This window comes from Syntrophotalea carbinolica DSM 2380, from assembly GCF_000012885.1.
In the GTDB taxonomy this organism is placed as follows: domain Bacteria; phylum Desulfobacterota; class Desulfuromonadia; order Desulfuromonadales; family Syntrophotaleaceae; genus Syntrophotalea; species Syntrophotalea carbinolica.
This window is the reverse complement of record NC_007498.2, coordinates 1392875-1407409: the sequence shown is the minus strand read 5'-3', so window position 1 is coordinate 1407409 and position 14535 is coordinate 1392875. Positions and strand designations below refer to the sequence as shown.

The 14535-nt window shown below is 55.8% G+C and carries 13 protein-coding genes; 11 read left to right on the top strand and 2 right to left on the bottom strand.

The genetic code is table 11. The features are described 5' to 3' along the window. Positions 1 to 63 precede the first annotated feature (63 nt). Together PCAR_RS17755 and PCAR_RS18605 are read right to left on the bottom strand one after the other, a co-directional pair. Positions 64 to 2727, bottom strand: a complete 2664-nt coding sequence (locus PCAR_RS17755) for a chemotaxis protein CheA (protein WP_011340920.1) — start codon at positions 2725 to 2727, stop codon at positions 64 to 66. Positions 2728 to 2879: 152 nt separating this feature from the next. Next, positions 2880 to 3203 (bottom strand): hypothetical protein, encoded by a 324-nt coding sequence (locus PCAR_RS18605; RefSeq protein ID WP_148204313.1) that lies wholly within the window; start codon positions 3201 to 3203, stop codon positions 2880 to 2882. Between PCAR_RS18605 and PCAR_RS06805 the strand changes: the two genes are divergently transcribed. From PCAR_RS06805 to PCAR_RS06755, 11 genes are all read left to right on the top strand, one after another. Beyond that, positions 3178 to 5571, top strand: a complete 2394-nt coding sequence (locus tag PCAR_RS06805) for a tetratricopeptide repeat protein (protein ID WP_041531292.1) — start codon at positions 3178 to 3180, stop codon at positions 5569 to 5571. The two genes, PCAR_RS18605 and PCAR_RS06805, sit on opposite strands and share 26 nt — an antisense overlap. A 17-nt stretch (positions 5572 to 5588) precedes the next feature. Then, the gene (flgB, locus tag PCAR_RS06800; protein WP_011340918.1) at positions 5589 to 6014 is read left to right on the top strand and encodes a flagellar basal body rod protein FlgB; all 426 of its coding nucleotides are present in this window, start codon (positions 5589 to 5591) and stop codon (positions 6012 to 6014) included. 12 nt (positions 6015 to 6026) lie between these two features. Then, positions 6027 to 6458, top strand: a complete 432-nt coding sequence (flgC, locus tag PCAR_RS06795) for a flagellar basal body rod protein FlgC (RefSeq protein WP_011340917.1) — start codon at positions 6027 to 6029, stop codon at positions 6456 to 6458. An 8-nt stretch (positions 6459 to 6466) separates the two neighbouring features. Further along, the gene (gene fliE / locus PCAR_RS06790; protein ID WP_011340916.1) at positions 6467 to 6766 is read left to right on the top strand and encodes a flagellar hook-basal body complex protein FliE; all 300 of its coding nucleotides are present in this window, start codon (positions 6467 to 6469) and stop codon (positions 6764 to 6766) included. 273 nt (positions 6767 to 7039) lie between these two features. Continuing rightward, positions 7040 to 8599 carry a flagellar basal-body MS-ring/collar protein FliF gene (gene fliF, locus PCAR_RS06785; RefSeq protein ID WP_011340915.1) on the top strand — a complete coding sequence of 520 codons (1560 nt, stop codon included), beginning with the start codon at positions 7040 to 7042 and terminating at the stop codon, positions 8597 to 8599. A gap of 34 nt (positions 8600 to 8633) precedes the next feature. Next, positions 8634 to 9656, top strand: coding sequence for a flagellar motor switch protein FliG (fliG, locus tag PCAR_RS06780; protein ID WP_011340914.1), 1023 nt, complete (start codon positions 8634 to 8636; stop codon positions 9654 to 9656). Further along, entirely contained in the window at positions 9643 to 10368 is a 726-nt protein-coding gene (locus PCAR_RS06775) for a flagellar assembly protein FliH (protein WP_011340913.1), read from the top strand. Before fliG ends, PCAR_RS06775 begins: the two co-directional genes overlap by 14 nt. Continuing rightward, positions 10368 to 11669, top strand: coding sequence for a flagellar protein export ATPase FliI (gene fliI / locus PCAR_RS06770; RefSeq protein WP_011340912.1), 1302 nt, complete (start codon positions 10368 to 10370; stop codon positions 11667 to 11669). The genes PCAR_RS06775 and fliI overlap by 1 nt, the downstream gene beginning before the upstream one ends. 103 nt (positions 11670 to 11772) lie before the next feature. Next, entirely contained in the window at positions 11773 to 12213 is a 441-nt protein-coding gene (gene fliJ / locus PCAR_RS06765) for a flagellar export protein FliJ (protein ID WP_011340911.1), read from the top strand. Beyond that, on the top strand, positions 12210 to 12719 hold the full coding sequence (locus PCAR_RS06760; protein ID WP_011340910.1) for a MotE family protein: 510 nt from the start codon (positions 12210 to 12212) through the stop codon (positions 12717 to 12719). The genes fliJ and PCAR_RS06760 overlap by 4 nt, the downstream gene beginning before the upstream one ends. A gap of 72 nt (positions 12720 to 12791) precedes the next feature. After that, positions 12792 to 14534: a flagellar hook-length control protein FliK gene (locus tag PCAR_RS06755; protein ID WP_011340909.1), complete on the top strand. Its 1743-nt coding sequence runs from the start codon at positions 12792 to 12794 to the stop codon at positions 14532 to 14534. Position 14535: the final 1 nt, after the last annotated feature.

Genomic DNA, 14535 nt, shown 5'->3' with positions numbered 1-14535 from the left:
TCATTTTCTGACTGACGCTCAAGCCGCATCGGAGATGTCACCAGGGCATCGGCGGAAGGCAGCTTACTGCCCCTGCAAGCGCCGTTGCCCCACATGTTCGTCTACCAGCGTAGCCACATCCAGGATAAGACAGACCTCACCGTTGCCCAGGATGGTACATCCCGAAGCAATGCGCACATTGCCGATGTAATCGGATAAGCCCTTGATAACGGTCTGTTGCTGACCGAGGATTTCATCCACCAGCAGGCAAAGGAATTTATCCTGATACTCCAGCACAATCAAAACACCATCTTCGATGGCGTTATAATCCGCCGGCTCTTCCAGCAACCGGTCGAGATAAACAACCGGGTGAAAACTCTCCCGGACTTTCGCCAGTTCCTGACCGTCGGGCATAACCGTAATATCGTCTGTGGTCGGACGGAAGATCTCCCGAATCGCCAACAACGGGACAATACAACGGGATTCACCGATACGTACCAACATCCCATCGATAATGGCGAGAGTCAGAGGAATCCGCAAGGTTATGCGTGAGCCCTGGCCCGGCGTGCTCTGCACTTCGATTTTGCCTTTGATCTTTTCCAGATTCTTCTTTACGACATCCATGCCGACGCCGCGCCCGGAAACATCCGTCACCTTGTCGGCGGTGGAAAAACCGGGCTGAAAAATAAGGTTGTAAATTTCTTTATCGCTTAGATGACTGCCATCGCCGGCGACCAATCCCTTGCCGATAGCTTTGGACAGAATTTTGTCACGATTCAGACCGCGACCATCATCCTGCACTTCGATCCACACTTCCCCTTCCTGATGCCGGGCCGACAGCTTAACCACCCCTTTTTCGGGTTTGCCGGCGGCCAGACGTTCGGCCGGGGTTTCAAGACCGTGATCAAGACTGTTGCGCAGCAGATGTACCAAAGGATCGGTGATCTGCTCGATAACCGTCTTATCGACCTCCGTCTCCTGGCCAAACAGCTGCAGGTCAACCTTTTTCCCGGATTTCACCGACAGATCGTGCACCAGTCGGATCATGCGCCGGAACAGACCGGAAACAGGGATCATTCGAATAATCATGGCCATTTCCTGCAGATCACGGACAATCTTGCTCATCTGCTGGGCGGCCTTACTAAAATTGTCGAGCTCCAACCCCTCAAGATCGGGGCTGCGCAACAACATGTTTTCGGCAATAACCATCTCGCCGATCAAGTTGATCAGATCGTCAAGTTTGGCCAGATCGACCCGAATATCCTGACGGTTCATGGCAGGCGGCTTGCCCTTGGACGGCATCGCAGCCCCATTGGTCCCTCCGGACGATTTGGCTTGGCCGCTTTGCTTCTGGATCTCCAGAGCCTTAGCCAACTGCTCCGGCCCGACCTTGCCCCGTTCGACCAGCAACTCTCCGAGAGGTTTGCGCTGCTCTTCTATAACCTCAGCGATTTCACCTTCATCGGCAAGCCCTTCCTCAACGAGAATTTCGCCGAGCAAACGAGACCCAGAGGCGGACGAAGTATCGTCATCCTCTCCCAAATCCTCGGCAGGCACGGCCGACTCGCGCAAGCAATCTTCCGGTATCCGTGCAGGCTCAGAATCCTCCGGAGTCGTTTCGGCATCCTCCGTGGGGACATAGCGGACAAGCTGCTTCAGAAGCTCATCGACTTCCTCGATGACGCCCTTGCCCCCTTGGGAGATATCGGCCACCGCCCCACGCAGGGCATCCAGGCAACCGAGCAATGCCTCTGCAGGCGAACCGTTGGAAAACTCCCCCCCCTCCTTGGCAATATCGAGCAATGTTTCCATCTGGTGGGTGAGCTTTTCCATATCGCCAAAGCTGAAAAAACCGCTGTTGCCTTTAAAACTGTGCACATTTCGATAAAGTTCGGCGATCCCTTCCGCATCGAGCTTATCGTCGCTCCAGGCCAACAACCCCTGCTCGACATTCTGCAGCAACTCGTCGGCTTCCTGAACAAAGCGCTCCAGCATTTCCGGAGAAATAAGCATCTGCATCAAATCGTCGAAATCGTCTGCTTCCAGACCGGCATCCTCATTCGGTTCGGCAGCATCATTCGGTTCGGCAGCATCATTCGATTCCGCAGCGACAGCGGCTTGTTCAGCACCATCCGTCGATGCATGTTCAATCCTGCTCAATGCATCCTCGGCCGCCTTGGCGAGCAATTCCGAAATGTGGTTGGCAGCCTCCTCCATACCCTGGTCGTTCAATTCCTGTTCGACATGGTCCATCGCCTCCTTGGCAAAATCACAAGACTGGCAAAGGAACTGCACATGTTCGGGAATCATCTGAATCTTACCGGACCGGATCATGTCCAGCAGACTCTCTGCAGCATGGGCAACATGGGCGATATGGTTCAGTTCGAGGAAACCGGCGCTGCCCTTCATGGAATGGAACAAACGGAATATGGCATTCATGGTCTCGCCATGACCGTTGATACTTTGGAACACAACGCAAGAGCGACACTCTTCCGCGGATGACGCATGCGGGCAGGACTGGTCGCCCCCTTCCACATATCCGGTTTGCAACCAGCAAGGCATGTCAAGAGATCGACCATGTCTCTGGCAAAGAGTATTGCTACATTCCTGGGCTAACCAGCAATCGACTACCTGGCAACTCTGCCCCAACTCAATGATCGTGGGCTCGAGCTGGTCCAGCATCTCCCTGCTCTCAAGAAGGAATTCATTAACAATTTCAGCCTGTTCTGACAACAAATCAGTGGTCATCGGTGCCTCTCTGATGTGGTTTTCATCCACGTGGTATCCAAAGTCAGCCCGTTGCGGCGTCCCTCTCCCGCTGTCAGGATCGGCGACGTCACAAATCGGCGCGTCGATGATACTTCAAGTTTCGGGCCACATTCAATAATTTTATAAAACATTTAACAATCCGCCCGCAGCAAGGCCGCTTCAACACAGGACGGGTCCTTATCGCGAAAAAATTCGACACCGACTGCCCCTGGCCTGCCCCAGTTATGTTGCACCCCATCGACAGCGTTGCCACACCATTGCCCTGTCAAATCCTTGTCTGAAAAGCATGTCGTCCGGCACCACTTTTCAATGAATATGAATTTATGGCTGTTTTTCAACATGTTAATGATTGGCACAATAATAGCAAAACCACCCAGAACAACGGGCAAACAACCTGCTGCCACTATTTCTTTCCAAGAGCGTGCTTTTATGATCAAACTGCGATTACTCGTCATAGTCCTGCTGCTCATCGGTTCGGTACTTCCGGTCCGGGCCGCCGATGTACACAGGCTGCAGAACCTCACCAAGGTGGATGAGTTTGACCAGTCGCGGGTCGTCTTCGACTTTTCGAAACTCCCGGAGTTTCACCTCGAAACGTCCGGTCAACGTGTCGATCTTCTTTTTCAGCAGACCGACATAGGTTCATCCCTGACCACCCTCCCGGAAGACGATAAAATCGTAAAAGTTCTCCTGGCCCGAAAGCAGGAGGAGCTGCTGGTCTCTATCTTGTTACATAAAATTCCGACCCGCGTCGCGACCATTGAATCGCCTGCCAGGCAACAGATAACTCTGGATATTCGCTGGCCGACCGAAGGCGCTCAACGCCCGGCTGTTGCTTTTCAACTAAGCGGCATGCCGACCGCGCACAAGAGTCTCGACAGCATTGCCACGCCGCAGCTCAATTCCGTCTATACGGGCCGCTGGCAGGACTTCTTCAAGGTTTTCCACACCCGGCCTGACATTCAGACCCCCATGCAATATTCTCTACCGGCCTTGCCCTCTTGGCCCACAGACCGGACCGAGCCCATATTGCACAAAGCGCTTAAACTGGCCAACAGCGGAAAGTGGCAAACGCTGGCTGCAGAACTGAAACAAGCGGGCATTCCTGTGACGGGGCATCCCGGCGCAGAACTGAAAGCCGAGGCGTTGCTGCGCACGGGGCATGCAAAGCGGGCCGTACAGATATTAAACGCGTTAAAAACTGAAGAAGGTGATGCAGCGCAACCCGCCAGGGCAAACTATCTTTGCGCGCTGGCTGAAGCCGCCAGCGGCGCCCCCTATCAGGCACGGTGTTCACTCGCGCCGGTACTGGCCGCCTCAGCCACAACATCTCCCCTGACCCCGTACGCCCGGCTGCTTGAAGCCGAGTTGTTGCTGGCAATCGGCAAGCACGCACAAGCCTACGCTCTCCTCAAAAAACCGGTTCAGCATTGGCCGAACGCCCTGCAGCGGACGGTCCAATGGCGACGTTCGCAAGCACTTCTCCACATGGGTAAAAAAACCAAGGCGGCTCGCGGCTTTCGCCGTATGTACTCCCGCCCCGACCTGCATGCCCGGTTTCCCGACATCCGTTACGATGCCGGACTGAGCTGCCTTGAAACCGGCCGATACAAGGAGGCCGAGGTTCATTTCGTGGAATTAAGCCAAAGCCTGCACGATCCCATCCAGCATGGAAACGCCGAATTCTGTGCGGCAAAAGCTGCCTATCTTGCCAAGGATCGCAAGCGGGCGCTGGTTTCCCTGGAGCAATTACGTGACAATTACGAAGGGACGGAAACAGGATTTTTTGCGTGGATGGCTTTGCTCGATCACCGCTTTTCAAACCAGGAAAACGTGTCATTTCTGCAGATTGCCAGGGACTACGGCACGATTGCCGAAAACGCGCCGCTGCGCTCTTTGCGGGAAGAGGCGGCTATAAAACAAGCGTTGGTCCACCATCTGCATAATCAGCAAGACCGGGCCGCCGCATTGCTGAAGGTTTTTCTGCGCAATTTTTCGCGCGGACCGTTTCAAAAGGAAGCGAAAACCCTTTTGTCGGAAATTCTGCCGCCGCTTATTGAAAAGCTGATCCGGGACGGGCACGACCTGGAAGCCGTGGTCATGGTCGAAGAACATCGCGACCTGCTGATCGACGGCAATCTGTCCTGGTCTTTTCTTCCCGACCTGGCCCAGGCTTACACCCGGCTCGGATTATGGCAAAAGGCCAGCAAAACCTATTTTTTCCTGATCGATCGTAAAGGAGCGGGACACCGGGACAAAGCTTACTACCTGCCTCTGGTTCAACTGCTGCATGACCGCTCGCAGTATGCCATGGCCATCTCCCTGGCGCGGCGCTACCTGGAAAAATATCCCTCAGGTAAGGATCGACTTCAACTTTTCGAATTGCAACTGATGGCCATGGCCAAATCCAACCGTCTCGATGAAGCGGTCCAGCTGCTGCAGAAGTACAAACACCTTACAAATGCCGACATTGCCCTTCAAAGTGCTGTAATTCACTGGAAACAGGGCAACAGTCGAAGAATCATTCAACAACCCAAAAGTTTAAACGATACCCCCGAGGGCCTGCTCCTCAGAGCGGAGGCCCTGTTCAAAGAGACTCGCAACGCCGAAGCTCTGGATCTTTACGAACAGCTGCGACGGCATAAGACCTATGCCGATCAGGCAACGTATCGCTGCGGCCAGATAAAACTGTTATCCGGCGATAACCAATCGGCCCTAAAACTTTTTCGGCAAGTTGCCGAAAACAAACAAGCTTCTTTTTGGGCACGCCTGGCCAAAGATGCCATTGCGGCTCATGACATGAAACGATCGGCCCGTCTTTAAATCGAAAGGTGCAACCCATGTCAGAAATCAGAATTTTCGATCGCACCATTAACGTATTGAGCAAGGTTCTGGATTTGCGCCAGCAAAAACAGGAACTGATTGCCTCCAATATCGCAAACTCCCAAACTCCGGGCTACATCCCGGTACAACTGTCGTTTGAGGAGGACCTTGCCCGTGCGCTGCAAAACAATCAGTCCGCCCCGGGCCAGCCCTCAGACCAGCCCCACCCAAGGCATATTCCCATTGCCGCCGGGGGACTGGACACGCTGCAGGGGCAAATCCAGCGTCGCCCGGACCAGGGCCTGAGCAATGACGGCAACGGCGTAGATCTGGACAAGCAACTCATCGCCCAGAGCGAAAACCAGCTACTCTATGAAACCACGACCCAGATACTCAGCAAGAAATTATCAACCCTCAAATACGTTTGCCAGGACGGCCGCTAAAGGAGAGTTTCCATGGATATTTTTACTGCCATGCAGGTAAGTGCATCCGCCTTATCTGCCCAGCGTACCCGACTCAACGTCATCAGCGGCAATCTTGCCAATGTAGGCACAACGCGCACCCCGGAAGGCGGCCCCTACCGCAAACGCGATGTGGTTTTTCAGTCGAGCCAGAACATGTTCGAAGATCACCTTCAGCAGGCTATGGACACAAATGTGCAGGGTGTCGAAGTGTCCCGAATCCAACCCAACTCAAGGGATTTTCGCACCGTCTATCAGCCGGGGCATCCCGATGCCGATGAAAACGGTATGCTGACCTTGCCGAATATCAACGTCATGGAAGAAGTCGTCGACATGATGACAGCCATGCGCAGCTACGAAGCCAATATCTCGGCCATAAAATCCGCCCAACGCATGGCCACCAAAGCCCTCGAAATCGGACGCTGAGGATCTTTATGAAAAACATCGGTGCAATCTCTCAACCGCTGCAAACGGCGATCAAAGCCGGCGGTGAAGCTCAAACAAAAAAAACCGGCAACTCCTTCGGCGATTTACTCGCCGAAGCCATCGACGAAGTCGGCAAAACGCAGGCCCAGGCGGATCAGGCCATCGAGAAACTGCAGACCGGCGAGTCCCGCAACATTCATGAGGTGATGATCGCCATGGAAAAAGCCGGCATTTCCATGCGTCTGATGGTTCAGATGCGCAACAAAGTGGTCGAAGCCTATCAGGAAATCATGCGCATGCAGATTTAGTTTTCACGGACCTTTGATTCGGTCTTTTCGGGCCGGGCAGTATTTTCACGGATCGTTTCCGTGACCGTTCCCCATGGTCTCCGGATTCTCAATAGCGGTGGAAAGGCCAGGCCGGCCATCGCTCTTCGGGAAACAGCGAACCGCTATGCAACACGCACCATAAAGAGCGCCTCGGTTGCAAACAAACCTCGCTTTACGCCCATGCCCCTGCGCCGGATTCCGGCAGCATGTTGAGCAACGGTTCCACACCACAATGATGAAAGGTTTGGCCCCATGGCCGAAGAAACCTCGCCGAAAAATTTGATCGAAACCATTCGCCAGTGGCCTCGTAAGCGGCAGCTGAGTCTTCTGGCTGTCGTTTTGGCCTGTGTGGTTTTCTTTGCCGCCATTATATTTCAGGCCAACAAAGCCGATTATCAAATGCTCTTCGGCAATCTGGACAGTGCCGATGCGGCGGCGGTGGTGGATCGCCTCAAAGAGCAAAAGGTACCCTACCGACTTGAACACGGCGGCCGTGCCATTTTCATCCCGGCCGACAAGGTGTATGAAATTCGCCTTGCCATGGCAGGCAGCGGCCTGCCCCGCGGCGGCGGCGTCGGTTTCGAGATTTTTGACAAGCAAAGTTTCGGCATGACCGACTTTGCGCAAAAGATCAATTATTTGCGGGCTCTCCAGGGCGAGCTGTCGCGGACCATCGCCTCCCTGGCCCCGGTGGAAGCCGCCCGCGTTCATCTAGCTTTGCCGGAGAAGCGTTTATTCCGCGATCAGCAGCAAAAAGCCAGCGCCTCGGTAATCGTCAAACTGGCAACCGGGCAAAGTCTTCGTGAAACCCAGATCCTCGGCATCGTGAATCTGGTAGCCGGCAGCGTCGACGGACTCGATGTGGACCAAGTCGCGGTTATCGATGACAACGGCCGGGTTTTGTCCCAGACCGCCGACCACTCCGGCACTGGCGGCACGGCACCGGACATGCTGGAATACCAGCAAAACCTCGAGCAGCGCCTTGAGTTGCGGGCACAGGCATTGCTGGATCGCGCCTTGGGCATGGGCAACTCCATGGTCCAGGTCACGGCGGCCATCGACTATACCCAGCGTGAGCGCATGGAGGAAAGCTACGACCCCAACCAAACGGCCGTGCGCAGCGAACAGTCCTCCAGCGAAAAAGGCGGTGTCGCCAATGCGGGCGGGGTTCCCGGCGTGCAGACCAACATCAAAAACGAAAAAGCCGGCAACTCCTTTATTCCCACCAGCCGCAGCAACGAAACCATCAATTACGAAATAAGCAAAGTGGTCAGCAAACAGGTCGACTCGGTGGGCTCCATCAAGAACCTTTCGGTGGCAGTGCTGGTTGCCGATCGTCCGGTCGACAATCAAGGCGATACCGACAAGGCTCCATCCTATCAACCGCGCGACCCCAAAGAACTTGCCGCCATTGAAAAGATGATCAGCCGCGCCCTGGGCCTCAACCCGGACCGCGGCGATCAGATCGCTGTCATATCGAGACCCTTTGAAACGGCTTTCAACAGCGAACCGCTGGTAAAATCATCGCCCTGGAGCCGTATATACCAAATGGTTCCGATGATCAAATATGCCTTGCTGGCACTGACCGCAGGGTTGTTTTACTTCTTTGTGATCCGGCCGCTGTTGCAGATTTTACGTGGCGACGGCCCCATGGTCGAACATTACAAAACCGTGGAACAACTCGAATCCGAGATGGCCGGATTACCTGACGGCAGCGCGGCTCAGGAGCCCCCTCTCAGCCTGCCCAGTGGCCAGCCGTCAGAGCAGAAGGATCCGGCTCAGATTATCAAGGCCTGGCTCAAAGATAATTGATTCGACCGGCGTCTGAGACCGAGAAAGACAAACCATGGACATCAAAAAACTGACAGGCCCGGAAAAAGCAGCGGTTCTATTACTCACCCTTGGCGAACAAGCCACCATGCAGGTATTCGAAACCCTCTCCGATGCCGAGGTAAGAGAGATCAGCCGTTGCATGCTGGCCATCGATCATATTCCGGCCAAGGTTTCCGAACAGATTCTGGAAGAGTTCGCCCTGGCGCAAAAAACCAATACGGGTTTTTTTGTGCGCAGTAACGAATTCGTCAAAAATGCCATTGCCGGCAGCGGCAATGAAGAACGGGCCAAAAAACTCATGGAGCAGGTGTCTTTCAGCATGGAACAGCTCGAATCGAGTGCCCGTCCTCTGGAGACCATCGCCATGATGGACCCGCGCATGGTCGCCAGCCTGCTCGGCAACGAAATGCCGCAGACGGTGGCTGTCATTTTATCGACCCAGCGGGTCGATCATGCCGCCAAAATCCTCAATCACCTGCCTGAGGAAGTACAATCGGACATCATGTTCCGCATCGCCAAAATCGACAAAGTATCGCCGGAAGTTCTCGGTCAGATCGAAAACGCCCTGCAGCAGGAAATCCGCGTCGTGGCCCACAAGGAACAACACCAGATCGGCGGCATCGGCAGAGCGGTGGACATCATCAACCATCTCGGCAGCGGTGCGGACCGCACGATCCTGGTAAATATCGAAAAGACCGACCGCATACTGGCGGAAAATATCCGCAAACAGATGTTCACCTTCGAGAATCTGGCCCACATGGACGGTCGCACCATGCAGGTCCTGCTGCGCGAGGTGAACAACAACCAGTTGACCATGGCCCTCAAATCGGCTTCGGACGAACTTAAAAATCAGGTTTTCGACAATATTTCCGAACGCGCCGCGGAAATGATTCAGGATGACCTTGAAGCCATGGGCCCGGTCCGGTTGTCGGAAGTCGAAGCGGTTCAGCAGGAAATCGTCAAAATCGCTTTGCAACTTGAAGAGGATGGAAAAATCGTACTTCCAGGTAGAGGTGGCCAGGATGCGCTCGTCTAAGCTGATAAACTCATCGGATCCAGACGATCTGAAACCGTTGCAGTTCCGGGAATTCGGCGAGGATATGCCGACGGACAGTTACAACCCTTTCGAAGCCGGGGAGACGCTTGCGCAGGAACCTCTCACCCCCTGTGAAGAGTCGCCGGAGCAAACCGAGCCCGAACCTGCGGAGAAACCCGAGCCGGAACCGGAGCCCGCCCCGGCCATCGATTATCAACGGGAACTGGAAACGGCATTCCGGCAAGGCCGCGAAGAAGCGCTGCAAGAGGCCCGACAGCAACTGGGACATGCCAGCGATATGCTGGCTCAGGCCCTGGAAGAGGTCAGCCGTCTGCGGGGTTCGCTGCTGCAAAACAGCAGCAACGATATGCTACGCCTGGTTATGTCCATCGTTCGCCAGGTGCTGCATGCCGAAACCAGCGTCAATCCGCAAATCATCATCGACACCATCGAAAAGGCTTTGCAGATGGCGGTGCGATCCGATCATTACCACGTACGGGTCAATCCTGCCGATCTGGAAACCGTTACCAAACACAAACCCCTGTTTTTGGCGAGCATCAACGGTCTGCAGAATCTGACTTTTCAGGCCGATCCGAATATCTCTTCGGGAGGGTGCCTGCTCGAATCGGAGATCGGTGATGTCGACGCCACCATCGACGGCCAACTCGACCTGATTCACCGCAGCCTGCTGGCCACCCTGGAGCAACCCTGATGGATCGCCTGCTCGCATGCATCGACAACCTGGCCCCCATACAGGTCAGCGGCAAAATCACCCAGATCGTCGGTCTGGTGGTGGAAGGCTACTGCCCTGCCGCTACGGTCGGCACCCTCTGTGAGCTGATGCCCCGCGACGGCGGTACCCCGGTACCGGCCGAGGTGGTCGGTTTCCGGGATTCGCGCGCCCTGCTGATGCCCCTCGGGGAATTACGGGGACTGGGGCCGGGCAGCCGCATCCGGGTGGTCTCCAACAGTGCGACCCTGCCGGTCGGCCGCGAACTGCTGGGGCGCGTTATCGACGCCATGGGGCAGCCCATCGACGATGGGCCCCTGCCCGTCCGCGAAACCGACATGCCCCTTTACGCCTTACCGGCCGGTCCCATGGAAAGGGACACGATCGATACTCCACTCGATTTGGGCATCCGCGCCATTAACGGCCTGCTGACATGCGGCCAGGGCCAGCGCATGGGCATCATGGCCGGTTCCGGGGTGGGAAAAAGCACACTGCTGGGCATGATCGCGCAGAATACCCAGGCCGATGTCAACGTCATCGCCCTGATCGGTGAACGCGGACGCGAGGTCCGCGAATTCATCGAACGCGACCTGGGCCCCGAAGGCCTGGCCCGCAGCGTCGTGATAGTCGCGACCTCCGATCAGTCGCCGCTATTGCGCATGCGCGGCGCCTTTGTAGCGACCACCGTCGCGGAGTATTTCAGTTCCCAGGGGCTTAACGTCTTGTTGATGATGGATTCGGTGACCCGGTTTGCCATGGCCATGCGTGAAGTCGGTTTGGCGATCGGCGAACCGCCGACCACCAAAGGTTATACCCCTTCGGTCTTCGCCACCCTGCCCAAACTGTTGGAGCGCGCCGGCAGCTTCCGCAACAGCGGCAGCATTACCGGTCTCTATACGGTGCTGGTCGAGGGGGATGATATGAACGAGCCGATCGCCGATGCGGTGCGTTCCATTCTCGATGGCCACATCGTGCTCTCCCGCCGGCTCGCCGCCAAGAACCATTATCCCTGCATCGATATTCTGCACTCGGCCAGCCGCGTCATGAATGCGGTTGTCGATCCCGGACACCAAGACCTCGCCGGGCGCCTGCGGGAAATTCTTGCCACCTACGAGGAGGCCGAAGACCTGATCAATATCGGCGCCTACAAAAAGGGCAGCAACCCCAAAATCGATACGGCCCTATCCCACATCGACAACGTTCTGCGCTTTTTACGTCAACGGGTCAGCGAAGCGGTCGATCTGTCGACCACTCTTGACCAGCTTAACGACCTGCAGCTCTAAAACCATAAGAGCCCCTGCAAGGATGCTCAGAGTTACATTGTATTAAGCGCCGGAGTTGGATGGACAATCTATCTTTAATCGCACAACGTCCAGGGACGCCACGATGACCTTCAAATTCAAACTGCAACCGCTGCTCAAACATCGCACCCTGCTGGAAGACCAGGCACGCCAGGCTCTGGCCGAAGCCATGTCGGAAGAAGCGGCATTGCAGCAACGCATGGACCGGCATCAGAGCGGCTATCTCGCCATGCAGGAGCAATTCGAGGACAAAAAGAGAAACGGCATGGCTTTGCAGGAGTTGCTTATCTATGAGCGGAGTCTAAAACGCCAGGCCCAGGAGCTGAAAGAGCTGCGGACCAAAGCCGCCGACCTTCAGGCCAGGACCGAACGGCAACGCAACTGCCTGACAGAAGCCAGCAAAGATAAAACCCTGATGGAAAAACTCAAATCAAAAAAAGAGGAGGAGCATCGTCAGGACATGCTTCGTCAAGAGATGAACCATCTCGATGAAATGGCCCTGCTGCTCGGGAAAATGCGCCCATGAGATCCCTTCGATTGACAGCCATACTATTGAGCCTCGGTCTTGTACTGGGGGACGGCTTGCCCCTGTACGCCGAAGACACCTTCGCCCCCGCCGGGCCCGCCACATCTTCCGTCGCACAACGGCGCATCGAGGCTGCTATCCAGACCCAGCTAAAAAATCTCAAAATCAGGGATAAAGCTCTGGAAAAACACGAAATGGAGCTAAAGACCCTGGAGGCTGAGGTCGATAAGAAGTTATCCGAGCTTGAGAAGGTTCGCGCCGAGGTTACACGTCTGCTGGAACGCAAAACGACCCAGGAGGCAGAGAAGATCAAAACCTTGAGCAAGATCTACGAAAAGATGGAACCCGCCAACGCGGCCGCCATCATCGCAGGTCTGGACCTTGAGCTCGCGGTGGAAATCCTGCAGAACATGAAGATCAAAGCTGCCGGCCGGATCCTGGACAACCTGGGAGCCCCAACTGCCGCCAAACTGAGTTCTTCCTTTCCCGCGCTGGCGCGGGACTGAAGCACCCGCCTGCATAACGGGCGGTCTGCCCGGGTTTCCACCACCGATCCCATGGAAAGGAGGTGAAAACCCATGCAAATGCTATCCTCAATCCTGCCTGAAACCGCCGTCGCTCCGGGTATCGCACAAAAGACCTCGAGACCGGCAACCAAAGGTGCTTTTCAAAAGGTCCTGAAACAGGAATCCGGCAGCAACAACATGTCGGAGGATCTGCCTGTTTCACATGCAAAAGCCACGACAAACACGCAAAACACCGCCAATCTCCCGAATTCCGGAACACAACAGTCTTCGACTGGGGAAAAAAGTCCCGTCGAGGTAAAACCGGACGGCCCGACCGACCGGGAAATCGTGTCGGCACGGACATCGGAATCGGCGTTGGAAGACCTGCAACCTTCGGACGAAGGCACCGAGCCGATAGCGGAATCCTTGATGGCCGGTACGATCCTGCATGCACCCATGGTGCAGATCCCCACGCAAAACACCACGAGCCCGACGGCAACCGGTTCCGTTATGGAAAAATCTGAAACAACGGTGGCTGTTGCGCAGACAAACCAGGCAATCCCCGTGATTCAGGAAACGCAGACGGCTACCGCGAGCATCGGCAAGCAACAACCGATCGCGCCCCAGCAAAACAATGCTCCGGGCAATGAGATCTCCGGGGATGTTGCGCAGCAGACAAGCCCTTCGGAGGAATCCGTGAACGGCCGCTCTGCCCTGTCACACATCGCCGATACGACACACCAGCAAACCGGCAGCAACCAACAAACCGCCCCATCGCCCGACCTCGAGGCATCTCCGGCTACGGCTGCACAAACCCTGTCGCAGGTCACCGCTGATCGAATCGTACAGGTGGCACCATCCGTTTCCGGGCAGGCCACGAATAAACCGGTAGCGAACAAAGCCAAGGCACAACCGCTTGGCGAAAGCCGCTTTTCGGATCTGCTTGGTCAGAACCAAACGAGCAACTCCGATATGGTGTCGGCAGAACAGCCAACCGCCTCTGCCACCCAGGCGCCGGTTTCGGAACCGAACCTGGTGACGGCACCGGCAGCGCGCAATACGGCAAGCCTGCCAAACAATGCCGCGGATAAAGGAAACAAAGGTACAGAGACGACTGAGACGGTTTTGGAAATCAAGGACCAAACGGTCTCAAATCCATCGACCGTCATTGCCGGCACGGAAAATAGTCAACCCGCCATCACCGGGGATCCCGGCCAGACAACCACGATCATCGAGGTCACCCCGGGCACGACGGAATCGGCACCCGGCATGATACAGGGCACCGAGCAGACCGCTGTTGCCGGCAATTCGCCTTTGTCTTCGCCCATGTCCACAGCGTCTGCAGCTACCACCGACGCCCTGCCATCCGGTAACGGCTTTGCCATACCGGAACAACAGGTCATGGAGCAGGTCATTCAGCGATCGTCCCTGAAAGAACTGGAGGGCAAAAGGCAACTCACGGTGGAACTGCATCCGGAGGAACTGGGACAGGTGAAACTCAATCTGACGCAGGACAACGACCGTATGCAACTGCACCTGCAGGCCCATAGCAGCGAGGTACGCGACATCTTGGAAAAACATCTGCCACGCCTCCAGGAAGCCTTGCAACAGCAGGGTCTGCGCCTGGAAACCATCCAGGTGAGCGTCGACGCGCAACGCAACAACACGCAGGAATTCTTGGATCGTCAACAGCAGCAAGCCCATCGCAACCCGTGGCAACAGAACCATCGCGCTGCCGTACAGACCGAAGAACAACTCATTGCCAAACCGACAAATCGGGCAAATTCCGCCACTGGCCTCAGTTTGAGGATTTAAA

Excerpts from the sequence above, each read along its gene's own strand:
- PCAR_RS17755 (WP_011340920.1), bottom strand. The coding sequence starts at position 2,727 with ATGACCACTGATTTGTTGTCAGAACAGGCTGAAATTGTTAATGAATTC.
- PCAR_RS06805 (WP_041531292.1), top strand. The coding sequence starts at position 3,178 with ATGATCAAACTGCGATTACTCGTCATAGTCCTGCTGCTCATCGGTTCG.
- PCAR_RS18605 (WP_148204313.1), bottom strand. The coding sequence starts at position 3,203 with ATGACGAGTAATCGCAGTTTGATCATAAAAGCACGCTCTTGGAAAGAA.
- flgB (WP_011340918.1), top strand. The coding sequence starts at position 5,589 with ATGTCAGAAATCAGAATTTTCGATCGCACCATTAACGTATTGAGCAAG.
- flgC (WP_011340917.1), top strand. The coding sequence starts at position 6,027 with ATGGATATTTTTACTGCCATGCAGGTAAGTGCATCCGCCTTATCTGCC.
- fliE (WP_011340916.1), top strand. The coding sequence starts at position 6,467 with ATGAAAAACATCGGTGCAATCTCTCAACCGCTGCAAACGGCGATCAAA.
- fliF (WP_011340915.1), top strand. The coding sequence starts at position 7,040 with ATGGCCGAAGAAACCTCGCCGAAAAATTTGATCGAAACCATTCGCCAG.
- fliG (WP_011340914.1), top strand. The coding sequence starts at position 8,634 with ATGGACATCAAAAAACTGACAGGCCCGGAAAAAGCAGCGGTTCTATTA.
- PCAR_RS06775 (WP_011340913.1), top strand. The coding sequence starts at position 9,643 with ATGCGCTCGTCTAAGCTGATAAACTCATCGGATCCAGACGATCTGAAA.
- fliI (WP_011340912.1), top strand. The coding sequence starts at position 10,368 with ATGGATCGCCTGCTCGCATGCATCGACAACCTGGCCCCCATACAGGTC.
- fliJ (WP_011340911.1), top strand. The coding sequence starts at position 11,773 with ATGACCTTCAAATTCAAACTGCAACCGCTGCTCAAACATCGCACCCTG.
- PCAR_RS06760 (WP_011340910.1), top strand. The coding sequence starts at position 12,210 with ATGAGATCCCTTCGATTGACAGCCATACTATTGAGCCTCGGTCTTGTA.
- PCAR_RS06755 (WP_011340909.1), top strand. The coding sequence starts at position 12,792 with ATGCAAATGCTATCCTCAATCCTGCCTGAAACCGCCGTCGCTCCGGGT.